We start from the raw sequence: 25,878 nt of genomic DNA, 5'->3' as shown, positions 1-25,878 counted from the left end.
GGCCTCTTGCCCTGCCAGCCCGCGCAATGGTGCACGGGAAGCAGTTTAAGACCCCGGAAAAACCGGTGGCCGGTAGCACAACGAAACAGGACCAAATCAGCCTATGGCAACTCAGATGCCCACGCGCGCCGATTTCGAGGCGATGCTCAACGAACAACTCGGCGGTGCCGGCGAAGATGGCTTTGAAGGCCGCGTCGTCAAGGGAACCGTCACTGCGATCGAAAACGGCTTTGCCGTGATCGACGTCGGCCTCAAGAGCGAAGGCCGCATCTCTCTCAAGGAATTTTCGCGCGGCGAAGACGACCACGGCCTGACCGTTGGCGGCGAAGTCGAAGTCTTCGTGGACCGCGTCGAGAACGCTGACGGCGAAGCCATGCTCTCGCGTGACCGCGCCCGCCGCGAAGCCGCGTGGGACAAGCTCGAAAGCGAATTCGGCGAAGGCAAGCGCGTCGAAGGCCGCATCTTCGGCCGCGTCAAGGGCGGCTTCACCGTCGACCTCGATGGCGCCGTGGCCTTCCTCCCCGGCTCGCAGGTCGACATCCGCCCGGTGCGCGACGTCACCCCGCTGATGGACGTGCCGCAGCCGTTCCAGATCCTCAAGATGGACCGTCGTCGCGGCAACATCGTCGTCTCGCGTCGTGCGGTGCTCGAAGAGACCCGTGCCGAACAGCGCAGCGAACTGATCAATGACCTGGTCGAAGGCCAGATCATCGACGGCGTCGTCAAGAACATCACCGATTACGGTGCCTTCGTGGATCTCGGCGGCATCGACGGCCTGCTCCATGTCACCGACATGAGCTACAAGCGCGTCAACCACCCGAGCGAAGTGATCGCCATCGGCGATACCGTGAAGGTGCAGATCGTCCGCATCAACGCCGAAACCCAGCGCATCAGCCTCGGCATGAAGCAGCTGGAAAGCGATCCGTGGGATGGCGTGGCCGCCAAGTATCCGGTTGGCATGAAGCTGACGGGTCAGGTGACCAACATCACCGAATATGGCGCCTTCGTCGAACTGGAAGCGGGCATCGAAGGCCTCGTCCACGTTTCGGAAATGAGCTGGACCAAGAAGAACGTCCACCCGGGCAAGATCGTCTCGACCTCGCAGGAAGTCGACGTGATGGTGCTCGAAGTCGACAGCGACAAGCGCCGCATCAGCCTCGGCCTCAAGCAGGCCCAGCGCAACCCGTGGGACGAGTTCGCCGAGAAGCACCCGGTCGGCAGCGAAGTCGAAGGCGAAGTCAAGAACGCCACCGAATTCGGTCTGTTCATCGGTCTGGATGGCGACGTGGACGGCATGGTCCACATGTCGGACATCGCCTGGGGCATCTCGGGCGAGGACGCGCTGGCGCTTCACCGCAAGGGCGAAATGGTCAAGGCCATCGTGCTTGACGTTGATGTCGAGAAGGAGCGCATCAGCCTCGGCATGAAGCAGCTCGAAAAGGGTGCGCCCTCGGCTGAAGGCGCCACCAGCGGCTCGAGCCTGCGCAAGAACCAGACCGTCACCGTCACCGTGCTCGAAGTGCGTGACGGCGGCCTCGAAGTGCAGGTCGGCGAAGATGGCGCAACCGGCTTCATCAAGCGTGCTGACCTTGGCCGTGACCGCGACGAACAGCGCCCCGACCGCTTCCAGGTCGGCAGCAAGATCGATGCGATGGTGATCGGTTTCGACCGTTCGAAGAAGCCGAACTTCTCGATCAAGGCGCGTCAGATCTCGGAAGAGAAGGAAGCTGTCGCGCAGTTCGGTTCGTCGGATTCGGGCGCTTCGCTCGGCGACATCCTTGGCGCGGCGCTCAAGAAGGGCCAGGACTAAGGATAGCGCGGACGCTTGCCCAAAGCGGGTGAGCGTCCCCGGACAACATGAAAGGCCCGCCCGCTCAACCGAGCAGGCGGGCCTTTTCACATGCGGCGTGCGCGCGTAAGGTCGCCTGCATGATCCATGTTCACCAGTTCCCGTGCCTTAGTGACAACTACGGCTACCTCATCCACGATACCGACAGCCATGAAACGGTTGCGATCGATACGCCCGATGCCAAGGCCTATCTGCGCGAAGCCGAGATGAACGGGTGGACGATCACCCAGATCTGGAACACCCACTGGCATCCCGATCACGCTGGCGGCAATGCGGCGATCCAGGAGGCGACCGGCTGCACCATCACCGGCCCGGCCGAGGTCGCCGGCAAGTTCCCGGTGGATCGCATCATTGCCCACGGCGACACCGTGACGCTGGGCGACACGCAGGCGCGGGTGATCGACGTTTCGGGCCACACCAACGGCCACATCGCGTTCCATCTGCCCTCGGCCGGCATCGCCTTTGTCGGCGATTCGGTGTTTGCCTTGGGCTGCGGGCGGATGTTCGAAGGCCAGCCTCAGCAGTTCTGGGACAGCCTCAGCCGCATCAAGGCACTGCCGCCCGAAACCCTGCTCTACTGTGCGCACGAATACACCGCGTCGAACGCCAAGTTCGCGCTCCACGCCGATCCCGATAATGTCGCCTTGCAGGACTACGCCGCCGAGATCGCCGACAAGCGGGCCAAGGATACGCCCACGGTGCCGACCACGCTTCGCCGCGAGCTGGCGACCAATCCGTTCCTCCGCGCCGACGATCCCGCGATGATGGCCCGCTGGGGCGGCGCGGCTCCGCACGAGACCTTTGCAGCGCTGCGGGCGGCCAAGGACAATTTCTAGGCCCATGCAGGCCCTCAGGGTCGAACATCTGTCGGACGACCTGTCCGGCGTGACGCTGGCTGACCTGCCGCCTCCTGTGCGCGCACCGGGCGAGGTGCTCGTGCAGGTGCGTGCCGCCTCGCTCAACTTCCCCGACCTGCTGATGACGCGGGGCGAATATCAGTTCAAGCCGCAGCCACCGTTCACTTCGGGGCTCGAATTCGCGGGCGAGGTGCTGGCGGCTGATCCGACTAGCGGCTTTGCCGTCGGTGACAGGGTGATGGGCGGCAACAAGACCGGCGCCTTTGCCGAGATCGCCAGCGTGCCGGCCGACAAGCTTTCCACAATGCCGCAAGGCATGGACTTCCCCGCCGCAGCGGCGATGGGCGCGGCCTATTCGACAGCGTTTACCGGCCTTGTCGAGCAGGGCGGATTGCAGGAGGGCCAATGGGTGCTCGTCCACGGCGCAAGCGGCGGCGTGGGCCTTGCGGCTTGCGATCTCGCTCGCGCTCTCGGCGCCCACGTCATCGCCACCACCGGCTCGCCTGACAAGGTCGAGCGGATTGCCGCCCTCGCCCGCCCTGATGCCGTGATTGTGGCCGAGGGGCGCTTTCGCGACACAGTGGCGGACCTTACCGACGGCGCGCTTGCCGACATCGTGTTCGATCCCGTGGGCGGCGATGTGTTCGACGAATCGACCCGCTGCGTCGCTTTCGGCGGCAAGCTGATGGTGGTCGGCTTCACCTCAGGCCGGATCGCTGACATCGCGACCAACATCCCGCTGATCAAGGGCTTCAGCATCGTCGGCCTGCGCGCCGGAGAATATGCCCGTCGCTTCCCGGAGCGGGGCCGCGCGATCCAGAGCGCGATCACCCGGCTCGCCGAAGCCGGAGCGATCACCCCCGCGATCGACCGGACGCTGCCGCTCTCCCGCTGGCGCGAAGGCTTCGATGCGATGGCGCGGCGCGAGCTGGTGGGCAAGGTGGTATTCCTGCCGGACTGCTAAGGGCGGGCCAACGAAAAAGGGCGGCCGCGATGGACCGCCCTTTCCCAAACAGGTTTTCCACTCTGGCTCAGAGCGAGGCGATAACCTCATCAGCGAGCTTCTTGTCCGCCGCACCGTCATGGCGTTCGGCAATGAGCTTGCGCGAGGCAGCCGCCGCAGCCGTCACAGCCTTGGCCTTGACCTCGGCAATCGCTGCGCGCTCGGCGGCGGAGATCTTGTCTTCGGCCATCTTCTGGCGGCGGGCGACCATCACTTCGCTGTCAGCCTCGGCCTTGGCGAGGATCGCATCAGCCTCTTCGCGGGCGCCAGCCAGCATCGCTTCGGCGTCCTTTTCGGCGCTGGCGATCTTGGCGGCATATTCAGCCCGTAGTGCTTCGGCTTCGGCGCGCAGGGTCTTGGCTTCATCAAGCGCCGAACGGATCGCCGCGATCTTGGCGTCGAGCCCGCCGGTGATGATGCCGGGCACCTTCTTCCACAGAAAGACCGCGATCAGCACGCTCATCGCCAAAGCGACCCACTGGTACGAATCGAGACCCAGCACGCCGGGCTCGGCATGGCCGTCAGCCCCGCTGGCGAGCAGCATCAGAATATCAGCCATGCGCCATCACCTCCTTGACCGCGGCCTGAGCTGCGGCGGGTTCCACCTCGGCACCGGCGACGCGGGCAACGATGTCGCGCGCGGCATCGGCAGCGACCGCTTCAATTTCAGCCATGGCGTTGGTGCGCGCGGCATCAATCGCGGTTTCGGCTTCAGCCAGGCGTCCGTCGAGCCGGGTCTGCGCCTCGGCAAGCTTGACGCTGGTAGCGGCCGCAGCCTTGGCCTTGGCTTCGCCGATCACGCTCTGCGCCGCGGCACGATTGGCGTTTTCACGCTTGCGCCAGGCTTCTTCCTGGCTCGTCGCTTCATCGCGTGCGGCCTGAGCAGCCGCCAGATCGCCCGCGATCTGCTGGTCGCGCAGGTCGACCGTGCCCATGATCTTGGGCACCATTCCAAGGCCCACGAACACAAAGGTGAGGCCGAAGAACACCAGCAGCCAGAAAACCTGGCTTGAGAGTGTTGCAGCGATTTGTTCGATCTGAGGCATGATGGGCCTTTGTTACCGGCAGTTCAGCAGCGCACACCGGGCGCGGCAGGACCTGTCCCGCCCCGCCCGGCGCAGCACGGATCTTAGCGGAAGATCAGCAGAACGGCGATCACGAAGGCGAGCAGGCCGAGAAGTTCGGCGGCCGCGAAGCCGATGAACAGGCGGCCCTGCTGGCCGTCGGCGGCACCCGGGTTACGCAGCGCGCCTTCGAGGAACGAAGCGAACACGTTGCCCACGCCGAGGGCGGCGAGGCCCGCACCGATCGCCGCGAGACCGGCACCGAGGAGAGCTGCAGCAGTAGCGTCCATGATTATAAACTCCTTGAGAAAAAATCTGTGTGTTATCGGGGGTAGTCGAGAGAGCGTCTCAGCCCTCAGTGAAGGTTTTCCGCGTCGTTGATGTAGAGCGACGTCAGCAGCGCGAACACATAGGCCTGAATGCCCGCAACGAGGATTTCGAGCGCGCTGATCGCGACCATCAGCACGAAGCTCGGCACGCCGACCAGAACGCCGGTGCCGATGCCGCCGCTACCGCCGGCAATGACGAAGCTTGCCAGCACCTTGAGCAGCACGTGACCCGCCATCATCGCCACGAACAGACGCAGCGCGAGACTGAAGGGGCGGACCATGAAGGACACGAGCTCGATCAGGCTGATCGGCAGCGCGAGGAAAGCGGGCGTGTTCGACGGCCAGAACAATGAGAAGAAATGGAACCCATGCTTGGCGAAGCCGACGATCAGTACGATCGAGAAGCTCATGATCGCCAGCACGCCGGTCACGGTAAAGTGGCTGGTGAAGGTGAAGGCATGCACCCCGGGGATCAGACCGACCGGCACGAGGCCGAGCAGGTTCCCGAACAGGATGAACATGAACAGGGTGAAGATGTAAGGGACATACTTGCGCCCTGCCGCGCCGACATTGGCTTCGAGCAGGTCGTCGATAAAGCCGGTCATGCTTTCGACCGCCATCTGCCAGCGCCCGGGCACCAGCTGGCGCTTCATGCCGCCCGCGACGAACACCCACACCAGGAGAGCGGTGATCGCCATCCACAGTGCGGAGTTGGTGAACGCGATGTTGATCCCGTCAGCCAGCTGCCAATCGGAACCCAGAATGGGCTCGATGGTGAACTGCTTCATCGGATCGACCTTGCCGGCCTCGGCTGCTTCGAGATGTTGCACAGCCGCAGCTGCGCTTCTTTCAGCTGCCATGATGCCTTCTTCGGCTGCCACGATCGAAAGATCCCCAAATGTTTCACATGAAACGCGCCCCTAGGTGGGCCTAGCGCGGTGTGGCAGGGGGTTAGCCCTCTCCATCCGGCCGCTGGGCCTCATCTGCGGGACGCGTATTCGCACCTTGCATAATCGTCCTGAAAGCCGACGCTGTTCCGAGAAACAGTCCGGCCAACAGACCCCAGGGCGCGATCCCGAACAATGCGTCAATCGCAAAGCCGATCACCAGGCCGCCGATAATCCCGCCCAGAAGACTGGCCAGAGCGCGGTTACCGCTGCGGTAATTCGCATCGGTTCCCTTCACCGTTGGCCGGTTGCGTTGTTCTTCACGCTCGCGTGCGGCCTGAAGCCGCGCTTCGAGCGCGTCGATCCGCGCATCCTCGTGAATGGGTTCTCGGGCAGGTTTCTCGTCGCTCATGCCGTGGTCTCTAAAGGGAAGGCCGCGCCACATGCAACAAGGTGCCCGCCGAGGGCGCCGCCCCCTTAGAAGGGGGGCTGTTCAGTGTCAACATCACGCAGCCGGAGTTTTGTGCACCTGCGAAGGGAGCTTGTGCCCCCTCACCTGGATCGGCTGCGGACAGATTACGGACAGCGCACGTCGCGAACCGGAGGTTCAGCGGTGCGGGTCTGCCAGCTGCCATCGGGCGCGCGGTATTTTTCGCCTGCCACGGTGCGGGCAATCGCCTCGCATCCGGCGGTCAGCGAATAGGCTTCCAGCGTCGTCTTCTTTTCCTTGGCCTTTTCGGCATAGATCGAGCGGCGCTTGATATTGATGTCATCCACCAGACGCTGGAGCGCTGGATTCGCATCGCCAACAATGCCGAGATAACCGTCAGGCTGCTCGCCCACCTTGCCTGCTTCGCGGGCAGCGGCATAGGCCGGATCGCGCTGCGCCAGCGCAGGCGCGGCAACAAGGCCCATCGCGCCCAGAGCGGCAAGCCCTGCAAGAACTGAATTGCGCATCGAAGTTCCTCCTCGAAGCGGCACATCCATCAAAAGATGTCCGCGTTCTCGTCAATCGTATTGGCCGCGTCTTCCGCGAGGGCATAGAGAACCTCTGCCCTGATGTTGATATCAAGCTGGATCACGATCGGCTTGTCGGGTGCCTGAATATTGATGCACCCTGACACCATCGCCCCCAGCCCCACCAACGCGGCCATTGCCTTCACACCCGTTCCCCTTGCGCCGCCTCGGCTCTCGCCTGCTCTGGCATTGCAGAGGGATCGGGTCAAATTCAGGTGCGGCATGGCAGACGATCGCTTTCTGGAGGTTGAACGGCTCAAAGGCGGAATACGGCGCGTCATGGCTTCGGTGGCAACGCAGCTGGGTCTGGCGGCGGCGGCGGCGCAGGCGCGGGCTGGCGCATGATCAGCTTGCCGTTTTCTATCCTGAGCAGGCCCATATCGAAGGGATCGCCCCAGGCGGTCGGATCGGAATAGCCGCGGGCAATGATCGCCAGCTGCGAGAAGTTCTGCGAGCGGACATTGATCTTGAACTGGATCGGCAGCTTGGCGAGTCGCCGGGTGATGAAGTTCTGGCTGGCACCGGCACCCTGCCGCACCCCGTCAAAATCGAAGCTGGTGATGATCTCGCCCGCCAGATCGCCCGAGAGGCCGATGCGCATTTGCCGGTAATCAAGCGACCGCAGCGCCGAGAAGGCATAATTGCCCATCGCGCCAAGATCCTCGTAAGTCAGCTCGCCGATGTAAGCGACATTGCCCCCGCCCGCGCGGCTGAGCAGCAGCCCGCCTTCGATCCGGCCATTGCCATTGGCATCGAAGATGATCGGGACGGTGCCATCAAAGGTGCCGGTGGCGCTGAGATTGGTCAGCTCCAGCTCGGACACGAAGGTCGCCGCATCCACCGCGATGATCTCGAACACATAGCGGCGCTCTTCTGGCTGGCCGAAATCCATGACCAGCGGGCGCATTTGCAGCGTCCCGCCCATGAACGGGAACCGCGCGTCTTCAAGGCTGAGGAGCGTGCCGCCTTTCAGCTCGAACTGCACCTTGCCCGCCAGCACCTCAACGCCGGGATTGATCGCGGCGATGGTGACAGTCTGATCGGGGGCGGTGGTGAGGTTGATAAGATCGGTGAAGACGATCCTGCCCGCCAGCCCGCGCACCGGGCCGAAGGCGGCGGCCAGATCGAAGCCATCAGAACCAAAGGTGCCACTGCTGGTGATCGCCTCGCCGTTCCAGTCCACCCGCCCCTCGCCCGTGATGGTGCCATCGGCGAGCGCGATGACCCCCTTGGCAAGATAGGTCAGATCTTGGGGCTGGAGCGTCTTGTCGAACACCAGCCCCGGCACGGACAGCAGCGCGCGGCCCGCAGCGGTGCCAAGATTGTGGGTGATCGCCACGTTGGCAACGCCGCGACCCGATTCGGGATGGCGCAGCAGGGCATCGGCGGTGATGCGGTTGTCGGCCAATGTGAGGCTCGCGCCATTGGCGGTCAGCGGAACAAACCGCGCCTCGCCTTCCGCCGGACGGTCAGAGAGCGTGAAGGCAGCATTATCGAGCCGCAGGATGCTGTCGGCAAAGCTCCAGCGTCCGGTGATCGCGTCAAGATCGAACGGCACGGCCGCCAATCGCGCCGCGCCGCCGGTGAACGCGCCTGCGACATCGCCCGCAAGGTTGCCGGTGAGGCTATCGGCGGCGATCCGCACCTCGCTGTCACCCGCGCCGATTGTGGCAGCAAGGCCTTCGACGGCGAAGGGCTGCGGATAGCGCAGCACCACGCGGCTCGCGCCAAGGCTGGCGGGGTTCTCACCCAGCGTCCCCGCCAGGTTCAGCGGTCCGGTCCGCGCGGCTAGGCTCACCGCATCGCGATAAGCGAGGATCGGGCCCTTACCCTCAGGGCACAGGGTGATCTGCTGACCATCGAGCGCAAGGCCGGACATCGCCAGCTTGGTGAACCGCAACGGGGTGCAGCGCGTGCCCAGCGCCAGCCCGCGCGCAGATGACCATGTTCCTTCGAGCGGCACGGCAAGGTCATTGACCGCCCCGCCCGGCAGATCGCCGCTGGCAGTCAACAAGCCGTCAAAGGCGATGGCTCCGCCCGGCGTGGTGCGCAGCGTCAGACGCGGGAGCGCGAGGCGGTTGGCACCCGCGGCATAATCCGCCATGGCCATGCGCAGCGTCCACCCGCCCGCCTGCTGCTGCATTCGGCCATTCATGCTGGGCAGCCCCTCCCCGCCCGCGAGAAAATCACCGCCGAGACCCGATAGGCCCTGCGCTCCCAACCGCGCGCTCAGGCGGGACAGCGCCAGCACACGGGTACCGCTGCGGGTGGCAAGGCTGGCTTCGGGCACGATCAGCGAGGCGTCGGTGCCCTTGTGGCGGATAATCCCTTCGGCGCGGAAGCTGGCGCCGTCCAGCGCGCGGGTGACGCCGACCCGCGCCTTGGCGATAAGGGGGGCGAGCAAGGTGCCTTCGAGCCCGCGCTCTGCGGCAGCGAGGCTCACGGCGATGTCATCCGCAGAGGCAAGTCCGGCACCGCGCAACGTGCCTTCCCACTGGCCGCTGGCGCCATCGGCTGCCCCGCGCCAGCTTCCCTCCGCGCCAAGCCGCGTCAAACGGCCTTGCGGGCTGGCCACCCCGGTCAGCGCCAGATCATGGCCAAGCGCAAGGCGGCCGGGCGACCAGTTGACCTTTGCGGTGCCGCCAAGGCCCGCGCCCGTGATGTCGGCAAAGGCCGCGCGCGCGCCGGCAATGCGGAAATCGGCCTCGGCGGCGGAGAAATCGGAATTCACGCTCATCAGCGTGCCGATGTCGGCCTTCGCGAGACTTGCGCCGCCGCAGGCAAGCCCACCGATCCGCAAGGGACCATCAAGCCGGGGCGCGCCATTATCCGTGGCGAGCTTGCCGTAGAGCGTGGCCGTCTCGGCCCGGCAGCCCTCGACCCCGATCCCCGGCGCAGTGGCCGCGAGAGTTCCGGCGAAGCCATCATCGATCCGGCCCGTTCCTTCAAGCTTCACGCCAATCTGACCGTAATCGCTGTCCAGCAGCGCGCGCGCATCGCTCAGCGTCACGTCGATGGCGGGGAGCGCGGGCGGCGCGTCCGAGCCGGTGAACACCAGCGGATCGAGCGCACCGAGGCTGAAAGTGCCCCCGCGCAGGCTCGCAAACAAGCGTGCGCCCTCCACACCTACGCGGCGCACCTCTGGGCCTGCCCCGCCCACGCCGGTTTCAACTACCATCCGCCGCACGGTGAGGTCAGGCCGCGCCGGATCGCCAATCACGAGGTTTTCGATCACCTGCACCCGCGGGCCGATGCTGACGATGTCATAAGTCGCCGGAACGCCGCTTTGCTGGAGATAGCTGTCGATGACGTTGCCCGCGATTCGTTCGCGGGTGAGCCAGGCGGTGCCTGCACCAAGCACAACCACAGCACCCAGCCCAAACGCGATGCGGCTACGCCAACGGCGCGGCCGGAGCCGCTGCGTGCTGCTGCCCTCAGGCAACGTAATGTCCTGCGCGTCCGCTTCCGGCATTGTCCCTGACCCTTGCGCGCATCATCGCGCAAAGGCAATGAGGCTGAAGAGCCCAACGCTTTCCCGGAGGTCGCATTGCCGGAAGCTGAAGACACTTTCTCGTTTCTGGACAACGCCGTGCCCGACTTCGAAGCCGGCAAGGCGGCGGGCGATGGCCACCGCGCGCGACTGCGCCACCGCTTGCTGACGGGTGGGGCCGAGGCGCTGGCAGATTACGAGGTGCTCGAATACCTGCTGTTCGCGGCCATCCCGCGCGGCAACACCAAGCCGATCGCCAAGGCGCTGCTGGCGCAATTCGGCACTCTTGCAGGCGTGCTCAATGCCGATCCCAAAGCCTTGCAGCGGGTCAAGGGCGTGGGCGAGAACAGCGCTGCCGCACTCAAGGCGGTCGCGCTCGCTGCGCGTCGGATGGCGCGCGGTGAAATCATGGGCAGGCCGGTGCTTGGCAGCTGGCAGGCGCTGATCGACTATCTCACCACCGACATGGCGCATCTGACGGTCGAGCGCGTCAGGGTGCTCTATCTCGACACCAAGAACCGCTTGATCGATGATCACCACGTCGGCGACGGTTCGATCGATGAAGCCGCCATCCACCCGCGCGAAGTGATCCGCCGGGCGATGGATGTCGGCGCGAGCGCGATGATCCTCGTCCACAATCACCCCAGCGGTTCGCCGGAACCCAGCCGCGCCGACATTCAGATCACCCAGCGCATTGCCGAAGCGGGGCGGCACATGGGCGTCACCGTCCACGATCACGTGATCATCGGCCGCGAGGGGCATGCGTCGCTGCGGGCCAAAGGCCTCATCTAGCGCTCTTGCCATCCGCGCCCTGCCCGCCTAGCCCGCGCGGCGAGAATCCCGCCCCAAATGGAGCCGCCGATGGTCCCCCGCTATGCCCGCCCTGCCATGACCGCCCTGTGGGAGCCGGAGGCGAAATATCGCATCTGGTTCGAGATCGAGGCGCATGCGACCCAAAAGCTGGCTGACCTTGGCGTCGTGCCGCAAAGCGCGGCCAAGGCGCTGTGGGACTGGTGGGCCACCAATCCCGCGATCGATGTCGCTGCGATTGACGCCATCGAAGCTGTCACCAAGCATGACGTGATCGCCTTCCTTGACTGGGTGGCGCAGCAGGTCGGCGAGGAAGCGCGCTTCATGCATCAGGGCATGACGAGTTCGGATGTGCTCGACACCACGCTTTCGGTGCAGCTGGCGCGGGCGAGCGACTTGCTGTTGGCGGACCTCGATGCGCTGCTTGCCGCGATCAGGACGCGCGCGGAGGAGCACAAGTACACTCCCACCATCGGCCGCAGCCATGGCATCCATGCCGAGCCTGTCACTTTCGGGCTGAAGCTGGCGCAGGCCTATGCCGAGTTCGACCGCTGCCGGTCGCGGCTGATCGCAGCGCGGGCCGAAATCGCGACCTGCGCGATCAGCGGCGCGGTCGGCACCTTCGCCAATGTCGATCCGGCGGTCGAGGCTTACGTGGCCGAACAGCTTGGGCTCGCGATCGAACCGGTGTCGACGCAGGTCATCCCGCGGGATCGCCACGCGATGTATTTCGCCACGCTGGGCGTGATCGCCAGCAGCATCGAGCGCCTCGCGACCGAAATCCGCCACCTGCAACGCACCGAAGTTCTGGAAGCCGAGGAGTATTTCTCCCCCGGCCAGAAGGGATCAAGCGCGATGCCGCACAAGCGCAACCCGATCCTCACCGAAAACCTCACCGGTCTTGCCCGGCTGGTCCGGTCGGCCGTGACGCCTGCGTTGGAGAATGTCGCACTGTGGCACGAGCGGGATATCTCGCACTCCTCGGTCGAACGGTTCATCGGCCCGGATGCGACCATCACGCTCGACTTCGCGCTCGCGCGGCTGACCGGGGTTGTCGACAAGCTGCTGGTTTATCCGGCGCGGATGGAGAAGAACCTCAACCGCATGGGCGGCCTCATCCATTCGCAGCGTGTGCTGCTCGCCCTGACGCAGGCAGGACTGACGCGGGACGATTCCTACCGGCTGGTCCAACGCAACGCGATGCGCGTGTGGGAAGCCGACGGCGCGTTGAACCTGCTCGATCTGCTTAAGGCCGATGCCGACGTCACGGCGCGGCTTGCGCCGGAGCAACTCGATCAGCTGTTCGACCTCGGCTACCACTTCAAGCATGTCGACACGATCTTCGCACGGGTGTTCGGGTGACATCAGCGAAGCTGGACTCATCGGCACAATTGCTTAGGTTCGCTGGCGTCGCAGGCCATCAGACGAGGCAGACTTCGTGAAGATTCTTCGCACAATCTTGTGGGTTCTGGCCGCTTTCGGGTTTCTGATCTTCGCGATCTACAACTGGCAGCCGGTCGAGCTGACGCTGTGGCAGAACCTCGTGCTCGAAACCAAGGTGCCGGTGCTGGCGCTTCTGGCATTCCTGGCGGGTTTCCTGCCGATGTGGGCGCTGCATCGCAGTGTGGTGTGGGGCCTCAACCGCCGCATCCGCGCGCTGGAAACATCACTCAAGAACAACGCCATGGCCCGGCAGCGCGAGGCCCCATCGCCTGCCTTGCCGGTTGGCGATAACCTGGTGGACAGCCCTGTGGACAAGCCGAGCGCAAAGCCCGGAGACGTGGCCGATCCGTTCAGCCCCGCCGATACGGGCGCAGACGGAGGCGGAAAATGAGCAACCCGGTCTATCTGGCACTCGATGTGCCGAGCCTGGAGCCAGCCAAGGCGCTGGTCGAGAAGGTGCGCTCGCATATTGGCGGGGTGAAGCTGGGCCTTGAGTTCTTCTGCGCTCACAGCGCGCACGGCGTGCACGAAATCGCGCATCTCGGCCTGCCGATCTTCCTCGATCTCAAGTTTCATGACATCCCCAATACCGTCGCCAAGGCGATGCAGGCGATCCACGTCTATGAGCCCGCGATTGTCACGGTTCACGCCAGCGGCGGGCGCGCAATGATGGAAGACGCCAAGGCCGCAGCGGCCGAAGGGTGCAAGGTGGTCGCCGTGACCATGCTCACCAGTCTCGACACCAATGATCTGACCGCCACCGGCGTCTATGGCAGCGCCGAGACTCAGGTGATGCGCCTTGCAGAGCTGGCCCATGCGGCGGGCCTCGACGGGATTGTGTGTTCGGGGCAGGAAGTCGGCATGGTCAAGAAAGCGTGGAAGGACGGTTACTTCGTTGTCCCCGGCCTGCGTCCCTCGGGCGGCGGCACCGGCGATCAGAAGCGGGTCGTGACGCCCCGGCAGGCCCGCGACAACGGCGCGAGCGTGCTCGTCATCGGCCGCCCGATCAGCCGCGCGGACGATCCGGTCGCGGCCGCGCGGGCGATCGAGGCGACGCTTTAGGCGCTCTTGTGGCGGACACAGCCACCCCCAACCTCCCCGCGCGCGATTTCGCGACCACCGCGAGGTTCTACGCCAAGCTTGGGTTTGAGGAGGATTATCGCTCGGACGGGTGGATGATCCTCTCTCGCGGGGATGTGACGCTGGAGTTCTTCCCCTATCCCGATCTCGATCCCTACCAATCCTCGTTCAGCTGCTGCCTGAGGCTCGATGATCTGACGGCAATCATGCGGCAGGTGGAGGCCAGCGGCGTACCCGATGCGCGCGATGGCATCCCGCGCTATCACCCCGCCGCGCCTGACCCGAGCGGGCTCACCATCGCCTATCTGATCGACCCCGACGGGACGCTGCTGCGCCTGATCCAGAACGATTGAGCACCCCTCACCCGTCACCCTGAACTTGTTTCAGGCTCGATTTCCCCTTACGCGCGGACCGCTCGTTCCGGCACGGTGGATGCTGAAACGAGTTCAGCATGACGAAGTTGGAACTGTGACCGCAATCAGCACCGCCGCCGCCTCCGACGCGCCTGCCCTCAAGGACCTCCTTGAAGCCGCCTATCGCGGCGATTCGGCGCGGCAGGGGTGGAATCATGAGGCCGATATTCTCGACGATGAACGCACCAGCCGCGAGGAACTGGATGCGCTGCTCGCCGATCCGGCCGTGACGATCCTTACCGCGCGCGACGGCCAGAGCCTGATCGGCTGCGTGGCGGTCACGCGCAAGGATGCGCGCCTCGCCTATCTCGGGATGCTGTGCGTGCTGCCGAGGCTGCAATCGAGCGGGCTCGGTCGCCAGCTGCTTGATGCGGCGGAAGACCTCGCCCGCGCCGAAGGCGCCGCGGCGATGGAGATGACGGTGATCGACAGCCGCGACAGTCTGATCGCATGGTATGAGCGGCGCGGCTATGTCTTCACGGGTGAGCGCCGCCCCTTCCCTGTCCTGCGCGATCCGCCGGTTAATTTCGTGGTGCTGGAAAAGCCGCTTTAAGGCGGCGTCGGCGCGCTCTTCGCGCCTTCGGTCAGCTTGTTCACGTCTTCAGGGCTGAGTTGCAGCAGCGGCGAATTGACCGTCCAGCCGACCACCTCCATCTCCTCGCCCGAACCGTGGAACAGGTACACCTCTTCGGCCACGCCCTTTTCGAAGGTGGTCTTCATCACCACCTGCGTGGTGGTGAGGCCGTTGTTGAACCCGGCGTTGAACCCGACCTGCTCGGTCGATTCGATCTGCCCCAGCCGCGCCTTGATCAGCCCCAGCTGCGCCTCAAGCTGGGCGGGCGGTGATTCCTTGCGCCAAGCCTCGCCGACGCTGTCGTAGAGCGCTTCGGCATTGCCGCGATTGTAATCGGCCTGGAACTGCTTGATCCGCCCCTGCGCATCCTCAAGCTGCGCGCCCGGATTGCACGCGGCCAGCAGCAGCGCGCCTGCAAGACCGAGAAAAATGCGGAAAATCATATGCGCGCCCCTCTGCTGATCAACCTCTGAGACTGGCGCGCATTGCAAGCAGGATCAAGCTTTTCGCGCTTCACGCCGTGCCTGCGGCGGCGTAGAGCGCGCGCCATGGCTGGAACGCTCGTCAAGATCTGCGGGTTGAAGACCCCCGAAACCCTCGCTGCGGCGGTGGGTGCCGGGGCGAGCCATGTCGGCTTTGTCCACTACGCCAAGAGCCCGCGCCACCTCGCCCTCGCGGATGCTGCAATGTTGCGGCGGCAGGTGCCCGATCACGTCAAGGCGGTGCTGCTGCTGGTGAACCCCGACGCTACGCTGCTGGCCGAGGCGGTGCGCACCGTTGCTCCCGATGTCGTCCAGTTCCACGGCAGCGAAACCCCCGAAACCCTCGCCCGCTTCCGCAGTGAGACCGGCATCGAGGCATGGCGCGCGCTTGCCGTCCGCGATGCGGAAAGCCTCGCCAAGGTCGCGGAATTCCGGGGCGCGACCGACCGGGTACTGCTCGATGCGCCCGCAAGCGCGCTGCCCGGCGGCAATGGTATGGCCTTCGACTGGAGCCTGCTCGCGGGCTGGCAAGCCCCGCTCGCCTGGGGCCTTGCGGGGGGCCTGACGCCCGCCAATGTCGCCGACGCCATCCGCCTGACCGGCGCACCGCTGGTGGATACATCGAGCGGGGTCGAGCGCGGCCCCGGCATCAAGGACGTGGACAAGATCGCCGCCTTCTGCAAAGCGGCGCGGCAACCTTAATGCCATCCGTTCGCCCTGAGCTTGTCGAAGGGCCGTCCTTCTCCTATTCGCTGAGCCCGAAGAAAAAGCAGGGCTTCGACGAGCTCAGCCCGAACGGAATTTTATGAACACGCACCTCAACTCCTTCCGTAACCTGCCGGACGAACGCGGCCATTTCGGCCAGTTCGGCGGGCGCTATGTCGCCGAGACGCTGATGCCGCTGGTGCTCGATCTCGAGCGCGAATACCGCAAGGCGCAGCAAGACCCGGCGTTCCAAGCCGAGTTCGACGATCTGCTCGAGCATTACGTCGGTCGTCCGAGCCCGCTCTATTTCGCGCCCCGCCTCACCGAGGAACTCGGCGGCGCACAAGTGTGGTTCAAGCGCGACGAGCTCAATCACACCGGCGCGCACAAGATCAACAATTGCATCGGCCAGATCCTGCTTGCGATCCGCATGGGCAAGACCCGCATTATCGCCGAGACCGGCGCAGGGCAGCACGGGGTGGCGACCGCCACGGTCTGCGCGCGCTTCGGCCTGCCTTGCGTGATCTACATGGGCGCCGAGGATGTGAAGCGCCAGTCGCCCAACGTGTTCCGCATGAAGCTGCTGGGCGCCGAAGTCGTCCCCGTCACCAGCGGCGGCGCGACATTGAAGGACGCGATGAACGAGGGCCTGCGCGACTGGGTCGCGAACGTCCACGACACCTTCTACATCATCGGCACCGCGGCAGGCCCGCACCCCTACCCCGAGATGGTGCGCAACTTCCAGAGCGTGATCGGCAAGGAAGCCCGCGCCCAGATGCTCGCGCGCACCGGACGCCTCCCCGACCTGCTGGTCGCGGCGATCGGCGGCGGGTCGAATGCGCTGGGGCTGTTCCACCCCTTCCTCGATGATCCGAGCGTGAAGATGCTCGGCGTCGAAGCGGCGGGTCATGGCCTCGACGGCGACGAGCATGCCGCAAGCCTGCTCGGCGGCTCCCCCGGCGTGCTCCACGGCAACCGCACCTATCTGCTGCAGGACGCCGACGGCCAGATCACCGAGGGCCACTCGATCAGCGCCGGTCTCGACTACCCCGGCATCGGGCCGGAGCACGCGTGGCTGAAGGAATCGGGCCGCGTCGACTACACCGCCGTCACCGACGAGGAGGCGCTCGACGCCTTCCAGCTGCTCTGCGCGACCGAGGGGATCATTCCGGCCCTCGAACCCTCCCACGCCATCGCGGCGGTGAAGAAGGTCGCGCCGACGATGCCCAAGGACAGCATCATCCTCGCCAACCTGTGCGGGCGCGGGGACAAGGACATCTTTACGGTCGCAGAGCGCTTGGGGGTGGAGCTTTGAGCCGCCCCCCGCTTCCGCCATTCGATGCCGAAACCGCTGCGCAAAAGGTGCGCATGGCCGAGGACGCCTGGAACAGCCGCGACCCGGTGCGCTGTGCAGGGGCCTATACCCTCGACAGCGAGTGGCGAAACCGGGTCGAGTTCTTTCGGGGCCGCGCGGAAATCGAGGCATTCCTCGCCCGCAAATGGGCCAAGGAACTCGATTACAGGCTGATCAAGGAGCTGTGGGCCTGCGACGGGCACCGGATCGCGGTCCGCTTCGCCTACGAGTATCACGACGATAGCGGCAACTGGTTCCGGGCTTACGGGAACGAGAACTGGGCGTTCGACGCCGACGGCTACATGGCGAGGCGGATAGCCAGCATCAACGAAATGCCGATCGCCGAGAGCGAACGCAAGTTTCACTGGCCGCTCGGCCGCCGCCCCGACGATCACCCCGGCCTCAGCGACCTCGGACTATGACCCGCCTCACCACCACCTTCGCCCAGCCCCGCCCTTCGCTCGTCTGCTTCATCACCGCAGGCGACGGCGACACCGCGGCCAATCTCGATGCACTGGTGGAAGCCGGGGCAGATGTGATCGAATTGGGGATGCCCTTCACCGATCCGATGGCCGATGGCCCCGCGATCCAGAGCGCCAATTTGCGCTCGCTCGGCGCAGGGACGACCACGGCGGACGTGCTGCGCTACGCGACCGAGTTCCGCGCGCGGCACCCGAATGTGCCGCTGGTACTGATGGGCTATGCTAACCCGATGGTGCGGCGCGGTCCCGAGTGGTTCGCCGAGGCCGCTTCAGCGGCGGGCGTCGATGGCGTGATCTGCGTCGACATTCCGCCCGAGGAGGACGACGCGCTCGGCCCGGCCCTGCGCGCCAAGGGCATCGCCCCGATCCGCCTCGCCACGCCCACGACCGACGCCGCGCGCCTGCCGCAGGTGCTCGCCGGGTCCGAAGGGTTCCTCTACTATGTCTCGGTCGCCGGGATCACCGGCAAGCAGCAGGCCCAGATCGCAAGCATTGAAGAGAACGTCGCGCGCATCAAGCAGTCGACCGATATTCCGGTGGCGGTCGGCTTCGGCGTGCGCACCCCCGAACAGGCGGCGGACATCGCCAAGGTCGCCGATGGCGTCGTGGTCGGATCGGCGCTGGTCGAGATCTGCGGCCAGTATGGGGCCGAGGCTCCAGCGCACCTCAAGGCGCTCACCGCTGCCCTCGCCGAGGCGGTGCATTCGGCCCGCTGAGGGAACTGCAACGCCATCCTGTGGATTGCTCCACTGCCCGCACATCTCGCCATGACGGGTAAACCCGGCTAAGGACTTGCCCATGAACTGGTTCACCCGCGTCCGCAATTCGCTGGGCTTCGCGCCCGAGAAGAAGTCCACCGAGAAAGATCTGTGGATCAAGTGTCCCTCGTGTCAGGAGATGCTGTTCGTCGCCGATTACGAGGCGAACCTCAGCGTCTGCCCCAAGTGCGAGCATCACGGCCGCATCGGGGCCGATGCGCGGCTCGATCTGCTGCTTGATCCGGGCTACGAGGTGCTGCCGCTGCCCAAGGTCACCGAGGACCCACTGCAGTTCAAGGATACCAAGAAATATACCGACCGGCTCAAGGCCGCGCGCGCCGCGAACCCGCATGAAGATGCGTTCGTGGTCGGCTCGGGCTTCATCGAGACCCGCCCAGCCGTGGTCGGCGTGCAGGACTTCAGCTTCATGGGCGGCTCGATGGGTATGGCCGTGGGGCAGGCGTTCTGCGAGGGCGCGCAGAAGGCTTTGGATCGCGGTTGCGCCTATGTGGTGGTGACCGCAGCCGGCGGCGCGCGGATGCAGGAAGGGATTCTCTCGCTGATGCAGATGCCCCGCGCGACGGTGATGACGCGGCGGCTGAAGCAGGCCGGGCTGCCCTATATCGTGGTGCTGTCCGATCCCACCACGGGCGGTGTCACCGCGAGCTACGCCATGCTGGGCGACATCCACATTGCCGAGCCCGGTGCGCTGATCGGCTTTGCAGGCCAGCGCGTCATTCAGGACACGATTCGCGAACAGCTGCCCGAGGGCTTCCAGCGCGCCGAATATCTCCACAAGCACGGCATGGTCGACATGGTCGTACCGCGCCGCGAGTTGAAGGCGACGCTGGGCCAGGTGCTGGATTATCTGACACCCGTGAAGGCGGCTTAACAAACGACGTCATCCCAGCGGAAGCTGGGACCTAGAGCCCCAGGCGCATCGCTGGCCGCCCTAGGCCCCAGCGTTCGCTGGGGTGACGAGGTGGGCAATGAGAGATTTCGGACGGTCAGATAATCCGGCAGTTCAGGCCCAGCTTGATCGCCTTGCCGCGCTGAGCCTGCCGCAAGGGCGGCTCGGGCTTGAGACCATCCTAGCCCTGATGGAGCGCCTCGGCAACCCGCACCGACGCTTGCCGCCGGTGTTCCATGTCGCGGGCACCAACGGCAAGGGATCGACCTGCGCTTTCCTGAGGGCGATGCTGGAGGCCGAGGGCTACAAGGTCCATGTCACCACCTCGCCCCACCTCGTCCGCTACAACGAGCGTATCCGGCTGGCGGGCGAGCTGATTTCGGACGCCATGCTGGCGGATGTCCTCGAAGAGGTGCTGGACGCGGGCGAAGATCTCGGCCCCAGCTTTTTCGAAGTCACCATCGCCGCCGCCTTCCTTGCCTTCAGCCGCGTGCCCGCAGACGTTTGCGTGGTCGAAGTCGGCATGGGCGGGCGGTTTGACGCGACCAATGTGCTGGAGGCCGACACGCTCGCCGCCTGCGGGATCGCCGCGCTGGGCCTTGATCATGAACGCTTCCTGCTCGCGCCCGAGGACGGCGTGCCGACCGAACCGATGGCCCGCATCGCATTCGAGAAGGCGGGGATCGCCAAGCAGGGCGTGCCACTGGTGACGCTGGCCTATCGCCCCGAATCCAACCGTGAGGTGATCGCCGCCGCTCGGCGCACAGGCGCGCCGCTCAGGATGCAGGGTGACAGCTGGGATTGCCGCGCAGGCACAATGCTGGCCTATCGTGACACGGCAGGCACGTACACGCTTCCCTGTCCGGCACTCGCCGGGGCGCATCAGATCGACAATGCCGGACTGGCGCTTGCGCTGCTTCGCCATCAAACGCGGGTCGAGGTAGGCCCTGAAGCGATGGCGCAAGGGCTGATGGCGGCACAGTGGCCTGCCAGAATGCAACGGCTCTCCGCTGGCCCGCTTTCCGGCACGCGCGAAGTGTGGCTCGACGGCGGGCACAATCCGCAGGCGGGCGCGATGCTGGGTAAGCACTTCGCGGGACAGCGCCTGCATCTTGTGATCGGCATGATCGAGGGCAAGGACCCCGCATCGCTGATTGGTTCGCTCGCTCCCAGCCTCATCAGCATCACCGCTGTGCCGGTGCCGGGGCATGACTGGCATCCGGTGGAGGCCTTTGGCACCGAAGCCCGCCCCGCCCCCGATGTGCCGAGTGCGCTGGCGCTCATCCCCGATGACGGCCTGCCCATCCTCATCGCCGGTTCGCTCTACCTCGCGGGCGAGGTGCTGCGGCTCAATAATCAGGTTCCCACCTAAGTCCCTCCCCGTTCCGCAGGAATGGGAGGAACTCCTATTCCTCGCCCGCTTCGGTCCCCGCCGTCCCGATCGAGGCGTCGATCAGCCCCGCGCGCATCATCAGCCAGAACAGCACGATGCCGGGCAATGCCGCCGCCGTGGTGAACAGATAAAAGTTAACATAGCCAAAGCTCTCAACCAGCGCGCCGGCCGTTGTCCCGGTCAACACCCGCCCGACGATGCTCGCCGCCGCCGAGATCAGCGCATATTGCGAGGCGGTGAAGCGCAGGTCGGTCAGCGCGGCGAAGTATGCCACAACCGTCACGCCGCCGATGCCACTTGCGACGTTCTCGAACAGGAAGGTTGCTGCCAACCCCGCATTGGTCTTGTCGACGGCGGCCAATAGCGCGAAGCTGAGGTTGGAAATCCCCATCAGGACAAGGCTCAGCAGCACCGACCGCTTCATGCCCAGCCGCGTGTAGAGCACCCCGCCGATGAAAATCCCGATCAGAAACGCCCAGAAGCCGACACCCACATCGTAAAGCGCGATCTCGTCATTGGTGTAGCCCTTGTCGTCGAGCAGCAATCGCACGGTGAGGTTCGCCAGCGTGTCCCCGATCTTGTGCAGCAGGATGAACAGGAGGACGAGAAACGCGCCCTTGCGCAGGAAGAACTCGGTGAAAGGGCCATAGACCGCACGCAAGGCTTCCCCGATGCCTTTGGAACGCTCCTTGATGCGGCGGCGCGCAGGCTCGCCCAGCACCAGCGCGGTCAGCATCGCCGGCAGAGCGAAGGTGGCGCAGGCGAGATAGGCAACCTCCCACCCCGCGCGCGCCGCGACGACCAGCGCCAGCGCGCCCGCGCCCGCCGAACCGATGCGCCAGCCATATTGGGTCATGCCCGATCCGACACCAAGTTGTTCGGGCTTGAGCGTCTCGATCCGATAAGCATCAATAACGATATCGAAGGTTGCTCCCGCGATGCCGACAAGGATCGCCGAAGTCGCGACCCAGCCGATATTGGCCGCCGGGTCCACCAGCGCGAGATTCGCCACCGCCGCGATCACCAGTCCGCCCGTCATCAGCATCCAGGATACCCGCTGGCCCAAGCGGCCGATCACCGGCAGCCGCACTCCATCGACCATCCAAGCCCACAGGAATTTGAAGTTGTAGGCGAGGAACACCAGAGTGAAGGCGGTCACGGTCTTCTTGTCGATCCCGTCCTGCGCCAGCCGCGATGTCAGCGTTGCCCCGATCAGCGCATAGGGAAACCCGGAGGAGACGCCGAGAAAGAACGCCGCGAGCGATTCCTTCTCCAGATATGGCTTGAGCGCGCCCACCCAATCGCGTCGCGGCGCTGCGCCGATCTCGTTCATGAACGCTCGTCCTTTTGCTTGATCCGGATCTCTGCCACACTAGGCGCAGGGAAGAGGATGAGAAAAGAGCGATGAACGCCGCAGCAACAGATTTGCCCCGTTTGAGTCCAACGCCGGGCCAATTGGCGCTGGCCGAGGCGATCCGGGAGGGCCGCGCCAAGGTCGCTGGCGGAATCCAGACGGTGCCTGCCAGCAATTACACGAGCCCCGATCACTTCGCGCGCGAGAAAGCCGCGCTGTTTGACCGGCTGCCGCAGGTGCTCGCGCCGTCCGCCTTGCTGCCCGAACCGGGCATGGCGGTGCCGCATGATGCGACTGGCCTCCCGCTGCTCATCACCCGCGATGCCGAGGGGCGCGCGCACGTCTTCCTCAATGTCTGCCGCCACAGGGGGACCCGGCTGGTGGAGGGAAGCGAGGCGGTGTGCGCCAAGCGGCTCGTCTGCCCCTATCACGCATGGACCTACCGGCTCGACGGCGGGTTGCTGGCCCTGCCCCGGCCCGAGACATTTCCGGGGCTCGACAAGGCGGATTACGGTCTGGTCGAACTGCCCAGTCTTGAGGCTGGCGGGCTGATCTGGTTTGCGCCGGTGGCAGAGGCCGATTTCAGCGATGCGCAGGCCTTGGGCAATGACCTCGACGCCTTTGGTCTGGGAGATGCGCATCTGTTCCGCCGCCGGACGCACACCGTGAAGGGCAACTGGAAGCTCATCATGGATGCCTTCCTTGAAAGCTACCATGTCACCCGCCTCCACGCCGCCACCATCGGCCCGTTCTTCAAGGACGGGATCACCGCGGGCGACCAGATCGGCCCGCACCAGCGCTCGGCCGTCGGGCGGCTGGAGGAGATGGAGAGCGTCGACCTCACCGACATGGCGGCGCTGCGCCGGGTGGTGACCTTTGCCTACCAGCTCCTACCCGCGACGGTGATCGTGCCGAGTCCCGATTACGTCAACGTGATGGTGCTGATGCCGCAGGCAGCCGACTGCACGCTCGTCGAAGATTTCATGCTGATCCCCGAGGCACCACAGACCGAAAAGGCCTTGGCCCATTGGGAAAAGAGCTGGAATCTGCTCGACGGCGGGGTCTTCGCGAGCGAGGATTTCCGCGCCGCCGAGCTCGGCCAGCAGGGGCTTTCCTCCGGCGCGGTGGAGCACATCACGCTCGGCACGCTCGAAGGCGGGATCGCGCGGTTCGACCAGATTGTGAGCGAAGCGCTGCGAAGTGCCAACTCATCGCATCACGCAGCGCAGCGGTATGCGCACGAAACCGTTCCTCCCCGTCCCGGACTTGATCCGGCATGGGGAGATGGCACCCCGAAGGGCTGACGGAGGGGGAACCTCACTCCCTACCCCTCCACCACCCGCTGACGCGAGCGGTCCCCCTCCCCATTGCTATGCAACGGGGAGGAACTTATGGGCGGATGATGCCCACCCAGCCCCCCCGCTCCGAAAATCGCCCTCAAGGCGATCGCATTGCCAAGCTGCTCGCCCGCGCGGGTGTTGCCAGCCGCCGCGAGATCGAGCGGATGATCGCGGACGGGCGCGTGGCACTGGATGGCAAGGTGCTCGATACCCCCGCTACGATCCTCGCCAGCCTCAAAGGGGTGACGGTTGATGGCAATCCGGTCGCTGCCGCCGAAGCAACGCGGCTGTTCGCGTTCCACAAGCCCACCGGCCTGCTGACGGCCGAGCGTGACATGGCGGGCCGCCCCACGATCTACACGGCGCTGCGCAACGCCCTGCCCGCTGGTACGCCGCGCCTGATCCCGGTCGGTCGGCTCGATCTCAACACCGAAGGCCTGCTGCTGCTCACCAATGACGGCGGATTGAAGCGGACGCTGGAACTGCCCGCGACGCAGGTGCCGCGCACCTATCGCGCCCGAGCTTTCGGGGTGGTGACACAGGGCCAGCTGGAAGACCTGATGGACGGGGTGGAGATCGATGGCGTGCGCTATGGGTCGATCAATGCAAACCTCGAACGGCCCTCGGGCCGCAATCTGTGGATCGAAATGACCATCACCGAGGGCAAGAACCGCGAAGTGCGCCGGGTGCTGGAATATCTGGGTTTGCAGGTCAACCGGCTTATCCGCATAGGATATGGCCCCTTCCATCTCGGCGATCTGCCACGGGGGCAGGCGGTGGAGCTAACCGGCAAGCCGGTGGCGCATTTCCTGTCGGAGATGACCGGCACGCCGATTCCGCGTGGCGGGGTGAAGAAGGCCGACAAGGTGTTGATCGCCGCGCCGGAAAAGGCTGCGCGCCCGCCGCGTCCTCCCGCCCGCAAAGGCCCTGCCGCTCGCCCTGCCCCACGTAAAGATGCCGATGCGGGAGTGTTTCCACGCAAGGAAGCTGAGCCTGCAAAGGGCACCCCGCGCAGAAGCCCGACTGCGTCCCCCGCACCGCGCAAGGGCGCCGAAACCCTCACCAACGCGCCGCGCAAAGGCACCCGCGACGGACCGCGCTCTAAGCGCTCGGGCGCCAGCGCGCGCAAGCGTCCGGCCCCGACACGCGGCCTTACCCCCCCGCGAGGTCCGCGCAAATGAGGATCATCGCAGGCGAGTGGCGAGGCCGTAAGCTCGCCGCACCGAAGGGCGATGGCACGCGGCCCACGGCTGACCGTGCCCGTGAAACGCTGTTTGCGATGCTGACGAGTCGGCTGGGCGATTTTGAGGGATTGCAGATTGCGGACCTGTTCGCAGGCTCCGGCGCGCTCGGGCTGGAAGCCCTCTCTCGGGGAGCAGCGCATTGTCTCTTCGTCGAACAGGACCGCGCGGCGGTGGATGTGATCCGCACCAATATCACAGCGCTGGGCGCAGAAGCCCGTTCGCGGGTCGAGGTGGGATCGGTCATGCAACTGCGGGCAGCGGCGGCACCACTGGACCTCATTCTCGCTGATCCGCCCTATCAATCAGGCGCGGGCGAGGTGGCGCTGGATCGCTTGCGGCGGCTGGGCTGGATCGGTCCAGAGACGTGGATCGCGCTCGAAACCAGCTTCAAGGAAGATGTGGCAATCAAAGGCTTGGCGATGGAAGCCGAACGCCGGGTCGGCAAGGGCAAGCTCAGTCTGTTGCGACTGGCCACACCCGATGCCGACCCGGGTCCATCTGAGCGGGGCGTTTAGCTGCTCAGAGCGTCAAGCTTGGTCTTGATCTGCGCCCAAGCCGTTTCCCGCTGCGTGTCCGTCAGCTTGGCCAGAGTTTCCTTGTCGCCGTCGGTCAGACGCCAGAACATGTCCTGACGCTCATCGGTCAGCGACCAGAAGTAATTTTGCGCCGCGGGAGACCAGGCCTTGTAAGCGGCCTGCTTGTCAGCTGGCCACGACTCCACCTGAGCGACCTGCTCCGCAGTGGGTTCCGGCGCCGGGATCGGCGCAGGCGCTTCGGTTGCGGCCGGCGGGGTGGTGTCCGCGACAGGCGGTGTTGTCGCATCAGGCGCGGGTGCGGCGGTGGTATCCGGCATCGGCTCAGACGCAGTCTGCTCTTGTGCACCGGCCATCACCGGGGTCAACGCCAGAGCGATAGCTGCGCTAGCGAGACCGAACGTATTCAGAGACTTATGCATGGGTAACTCCATTTCCAATTGACCCAAGCACAACGAACGCAAAAATTCTGTCTGGTCGCTCAGTCCCCTGCTGACCTGACACCAC

29 protein-coding genes are annotated in these 25,878 nt (G+C 65.5%); 18 read left to right on the top strand and 11 right to left on the bottom strand.

Translation table 11 applies throughout. From position 1 onward, the window contains the following. Positions 1 to 103: 103 nt before the first annotated feature. The 3 genes from rpsA (at position 104) to ACLBKT_RS04600 (ending at position 3,670) form a co-directional block, all read left to right on the top strand. Positions 104 to 1,810 (top strand): 30S ribosomal protein S1, encoded by a 1,707-nt coding sequence (gene rpsA / locus ACLBKT_RS04610; protein WP_410181779.1) that lies wholly within the window; start codon positions 104 to 106, stop codon positions 1,808 to 1,810. A 119-nt stretch (positions 1,811 to 1,929) separates the two neighbouring features. Further along, positions 1,930 to 2,685, top strand: coding sequence for a hydroxyacylglutathione hydrolase (gene gloB, locus ACLBKT_RS04605; RefSeq protein WP_410181778.1), 756 nt, complete (start codon positions 1,930 to 1,932; stop codon positions 2,683 to 2,685). A gap of 4 nt (positions 2,686 to 2,689) precedes the next feature. Then, complete coding sequence (locus ACLBKT_RS04600; protein WP_410181777.1) at positions 2,690 to 3,670, top strand: NADPH:quinone oxidoreductase family protein; 981 nt, start codon at positions 2,690 to 2,692, stop codon at positions 3,668 to 3,670. A 67-nt stretch (positions 3,671 to 3,737) separates the two neighbouring features. Here the strand turns inward: ACLBKT_RS04600 and ACLBKT_RS04595 are convergent, their stop codons facing one another. The 8 genes from ACLBKT_RS04595 to ACLBKT_RS04560 form a co-directional block, all read right to left on the bottom strand. Beyond that, positions 3,738 to 4,268 carry a hypothetical protein gene (locus tag ACLBKT_RS04595; protein ID WP_410181776.1) on the bottom strand — a complete coding sequence of 177 codons (531 nt, stop codon included), beginning with the start codon at positions 4,266 to 4,268 and terminating at the stop codon, positions 3,738 to 3,740. Continuing rightward, positions 4,261 to 4,755, bottom strand: a complete 495-nt coding sequence (locus ACLBKT_RS04590; protein ID WP_410181775.1) for an ATPase — start codon at positions 4,753 to 4,755, stop codon at positions 4,261 to 4,263. Before ACLBKT_RS04590 ends, ACLBKT_RS04595 begins: the two co-directional genes overlap by 8 nt. 83 nt (positions 4,756 to 4,838) lie before the next feature. After that, the gene (locus tag ACLBKT_RS04585; protein ID WP_054118254.1) at positions 4,839 to 5,063 is read right to left on the bottom strand and encodes a F0F1 ATP synthase subunit C; all 225 of its coding nucleotides are present in this window, start codon (positions 5,061 to 5,063) and stop codon (positions 4,839 to 4,841) included. A 65-nt stretch (positions 5,064 to 5,128) separates the two neighbouring features. Further along, complete coding sequence (locus ACLBKT_RS04580; protein WP_410181774.1) at positions 5,129 to 5,962, bottom strand: F0F1 ATP synthase subunit A; 834 nt, start codon at positions 5,960 to 5,962, stop codon at positions 5,129 to 5,131. 91 nt (positions 5,963 to 6,053) lie between these two features. After that, positions 6,054 to 6,401: an AtpZ/AtpI family protein gene (locus ACLBKT_RS04575; protein ID WP_166547577.1), complete on the bottom strand. Its 348-nt coding sequence runs from the start codon at positions 6,399 to 6,401 to the stop codon at positions 6,054 to 6,056. A 164-nt stretch (positions 6,402 to 6,565) separates the two neighbouring features. Next, positions 6,566 to 6,946, bottom strand: coding sequence for a YdbL family protein (locus tag ACLBKT_RS04570; protein ID WP_410181773.1), 381 nt, complete (start codon positions 6,944 to 6,946; stop codon positions 6,566 to 6,568). Positions 6,947 to 6,975: 29 nt separating this feature from the next. Beyond that, complete coding sequence (locus tag ACLBKT_RS04565; protein WP_410183646.1) at positions 6,976 to 7,143, bottom strand: YnbE family lipoprotein; 168 nt, start codon at positions 7,141 to 7,143, stop codon at positions 6,976 to 6,978. A 140-nt stretch (positions 7,144 to 7,283) separates the two neighbouring features. Next, positions 7,284 to 10,478 carry a YdbH domain-containing protein gene (locus ACLBKT_RS04560; protein WP_410181772.1) on the bottom strand — a complete coding sequence of 1,065 codons (3,195 nt, stop codon included), beginning with the start codon at positions 10,476 to 10,478 and terminating at the stop codon, positions 7,284 to 7,286. Between the two features lie 75 nt (positions 10,479 to 10,553). On the opposite strand from ACLBKT_RS04560, the gene radC reads away from it, so the two are divergent. The 6 genes from radC (at position 10,554) to ACLBKT_RS04530 (ending at position 14,795) form a co-directional block, all read left to right on the top strand. After that, the gene (gene radC / locus ACLBKT_RS04555) at positions 10,554 to 11,288 is read left to right on the top strand and encodes a RadC family protein (protein WP_410181771.1); all 735 of its coding nucleotides are present in this window, start codon (positions 10,554 to 10,556) and stop codon (positions 11,286 to 11,288) included. Between the two features lie 69 nt (positions 11,289 to 11,357). Further along, positions 11,358 to 12,668: an adenylosuccinate lyase gene (gene purB, locus ACLBKT_RS04550; protein WP_410181770.1), complete on the top strand. Its 1,311-nt coding sequence runs from the start codon at positions 11,358 to 11,360 to the stop codon at positions 12,666 to 12,668. A gap of 76 nt (positions 12,669 to 12,744) precedes the next feature. After that, a complete protein-coding gene (locus ACLBKT_RS04545; protein ID WP_410181769.1) occupies positions 12,745 to 13,140 on the top strand; it encodes a hypothetical protein in 396 nt (131 codons plus the stop codon). Beyond that, a complete protein-coding gene (gene pyrF / locus ACLBKT_RS04540) occupies positions 13,137 to 13,811 on the top strand; it encodes an orotidine-5'-phosphate decarboxylase (protein ID WP_410181768.1) in 675 nt (224 codons plus the stop codon). The genes ACLBKT_RS04545 and pyrF overlap by 4 nt, the downstream gene beginning before the upstream one ends. An 8-nt stretch (positions 13,812 to 13,819) precedes the next feature. Further along, positions 13,820 to 14,182, top strand: coding sequence for a bleomycin resistance protein (locus tag ACLBKT_RS04535; protein WP_410181767.1), 363 nt, complete (start codon positions 13,820 to 13,822; stop codon positions 14,180 to 14,182). Positions 14,183 to 14,297: 115 nt separating this feature from the next. Continuing rightward, on the top strand, positions 14,298 to 14,795 hold the full coding sequence (locus tag ACLBKT_RS04530) for a GNAT family N-acetyltransferase (protein WP_410181766.1): 498 nt from the start codon (positions 14,298 to 14,300) through the stop codon (positions 14,793 to 14,795). On the opposite strand, the gene ACLBKT_RS04525 is transcribed toward ACLBKT_RS04530, so the two are convergent. Further along, positions 14,792 to 15,259, bottom strand: a complete 468-nt coding sequence (locus tag ACLBKT_RS04525) for a hypothetical protein (RefSeq protein WP_410181765.1) — start codon at positions 15,257 to 15,259, stop codon at positions 14,792 to 14,794. The two genes, ACLBKT_RS04530 and ACLBKT_RS04525, sit on opposite strands and share 4 nt — an antisense overlap. A 105-nt stretch (positions 15,260 to 15,364) precedes the next feature. On the opposite strand from ACLBKT_RS04525, the gene ACLBKT_RS04520 reads away from it, so the two are divergent. From ACLBKT_RS04520 to ACLBKT_RS04495, 6 genes are all read left to right on the top strand, one after another. Beyond that, positions 15,365 to 16,000 carry a phosphoribosylanthranilate isomerase gene (locus ACLBKT_RS04520; protein WP_410181764.1) on the top strand — a complete coding sequence of 212 codons (636 nt, stop codon included), beginning with the start codon at positions 15,365 to 15,367 and terminating at the stop codon, positions 15,998 to 16,000. 103 nt (positions 16,001 to 16,103) lie between these two features. Further along, entirely contained in the window at positions 16,104 to 17,318 is a 1,215-nt protein-coding gene (gene trpB, locus ACLBKT_RS04515) for a tryptophan synthase subunit beta (protein WP_410181763.1), read from the top strand. Beyond that, the gene (locus ACLBKT_RS04510; protein ID WP_410181762.1) at positions 17,315 to 17,779 is read left to right on the top strand and encodes a DUF1348 family protein; all 465 of its coding nucleotides are present in this window, start codon (positions 17,315 to 17,317) and stop codon (positions 17,777 to 17,779) included. Before trpB ends, ACLBKT_RS04510 begins: the two co-directional genes overlap by 4 nt. Then, positions 17,776 to 18,555 (top strand): tryptophan synthase subunit alpha, encoded by a 780-nt coding sequence (gene trpA / locus ACLBKT_RS04505; RefSeq protein WP_410181761.1) that lies wholly within the window; start codon positions 17,776 to 17,778, stop codon positions 18,553 to 18,555. Before ACLBKT_RS04510 ends, trpA begins: the two co-directional genes overlap by 4 nt. 82 nt (positions 18,556 to 18,637) lie before the next feature. Beyond that, complete coding sequence (gene accD, locus ACLBKT_RS04500) at positions 18,638 to 19,489, top strand: acetyl-CoA carboxylase, carboxyltransferase subunit beta (RefSeq protein ID WP_410181760.1); 852 nt, start codon at positions 18,638 to 18,640, stop codon at positions 19,487 to 19,489. A gap of 97 nt (positions 19,490 to 19,586) precedes the next feature. Next, positions 19,587 to 20,879, top strand: a complete 1,293-nt coding sequence (locus tag ACLBKT_RS04495) for a bifunctional folylpolyglutamate synthase/dihydrofolate synthase (RefSeq protein WP_410181759.1) — start codon at positions 19,587 to 19,589, stop codon at positions 20,877 to 20,879. Between the two features lie 34 nt (positions 20,880 to 20,913). Here ACLBKT_RS04495 and ACLBKT_RS04490 read toward each other — a convergent pair whose 3' ends face one another. Next, complete coding sequence (locus ACLBKT_RS04490) at positions 20,914 to 22,233, bottom strand: AmpG family muropeptide MFS transporter (protein WP_410181758.1); 1,320 nt, start codon at positions 22,231 to 22,233, stop codon at positions 20,914 to 20,916. Between the two features lie 71 nt (positions 22,234 to 22,304). Here ACLBKT_RS04490 and ACLBKT_RS04485 point away from each other — a divergent pair, with 71 nt between their 5' ends. The 3 genes from ACLBKT_RS04485 to rsmD all read left to right on the top strand — a co-directional run bounded on the left by ACLBKT_RS04485 (position 22,305) and on the right by rsmD (position 25,353). Beyond that, positions 22,305 to 23,558 carry an aromatic ring-hydroxylating oxygenase subunit alpha gene (locus ACLBKT_RS04485; RefSeq protein WP_410181757.1) on the top strand — a complete coding sequence of 418 codons (1,254 nt, stop codon included), beginning with the start codon at positions 22,305 to 22,307 and terminating at the stop codon, positions 23,556 to 23,558. A 98-nt stretch (positions 23,559 to 23,656) separates the two neighbouring features. Continuing rightward, a complete protein-coding gene (locus ACLBKT_RS04480) occupies positions 23,657 to 24,775 on the top strand; it encodes a pseudouridine synthase (RefSeq protein ID WP_410181756.1) in 1,119 nt (372 codons plus the stop codon). Next, positions 24,772 to 25,353 carry a 16S rRNA (guanine(966)-N(2))-methyltransferase RsmD gene (gene rsmD / locus ACLBKT_RS04475; RefSeq protein ID WP_410181755.1) on the top strand — a complete coding sequence of 194 codons (582 nt, stop codon included), beginning with the start codon at positions 24,772 to 24,774 and terminating at the stop codon, positions 25,351 to 25,353. The genes ACLBKT_RS04480 and rsmD overlap by 4 nt, the downstream gene beginning before the upstream one ends. Here the strand turns inward: rsmD and ACLBKT_RS04470 are convergent. Next, on the bottom strand, positions 25,350 to 25,691 hold the full coding sequence (locus ACLBKT_RS04470; RefSeq protein WP_410181754.1) for a hypothetical protein: 342 nt from the start codon (positions 25,689 to 25,691) through the stop codon (positions 25,350 to 25,352). The genes rsmD and ACLBKT_RS04470 overlap by 4 nt on opposite strands. Positions 25,692 to 25,878 lie beyond the last annotated feature (187 nt).

The organism is Erythrobacter sp. W302b, from assembly GCF_046452395.1.
Lineage (GTDB): Bacteria > Pseudomonadota > Alphaproteobacteria > Sphingomonadales > Sphingomonadaceae > Erythrobacter.
Note: the sequence above shows the minus strand (reverse complement) of the source record. Positions and strands in the feature narration are given on the sequence as shown.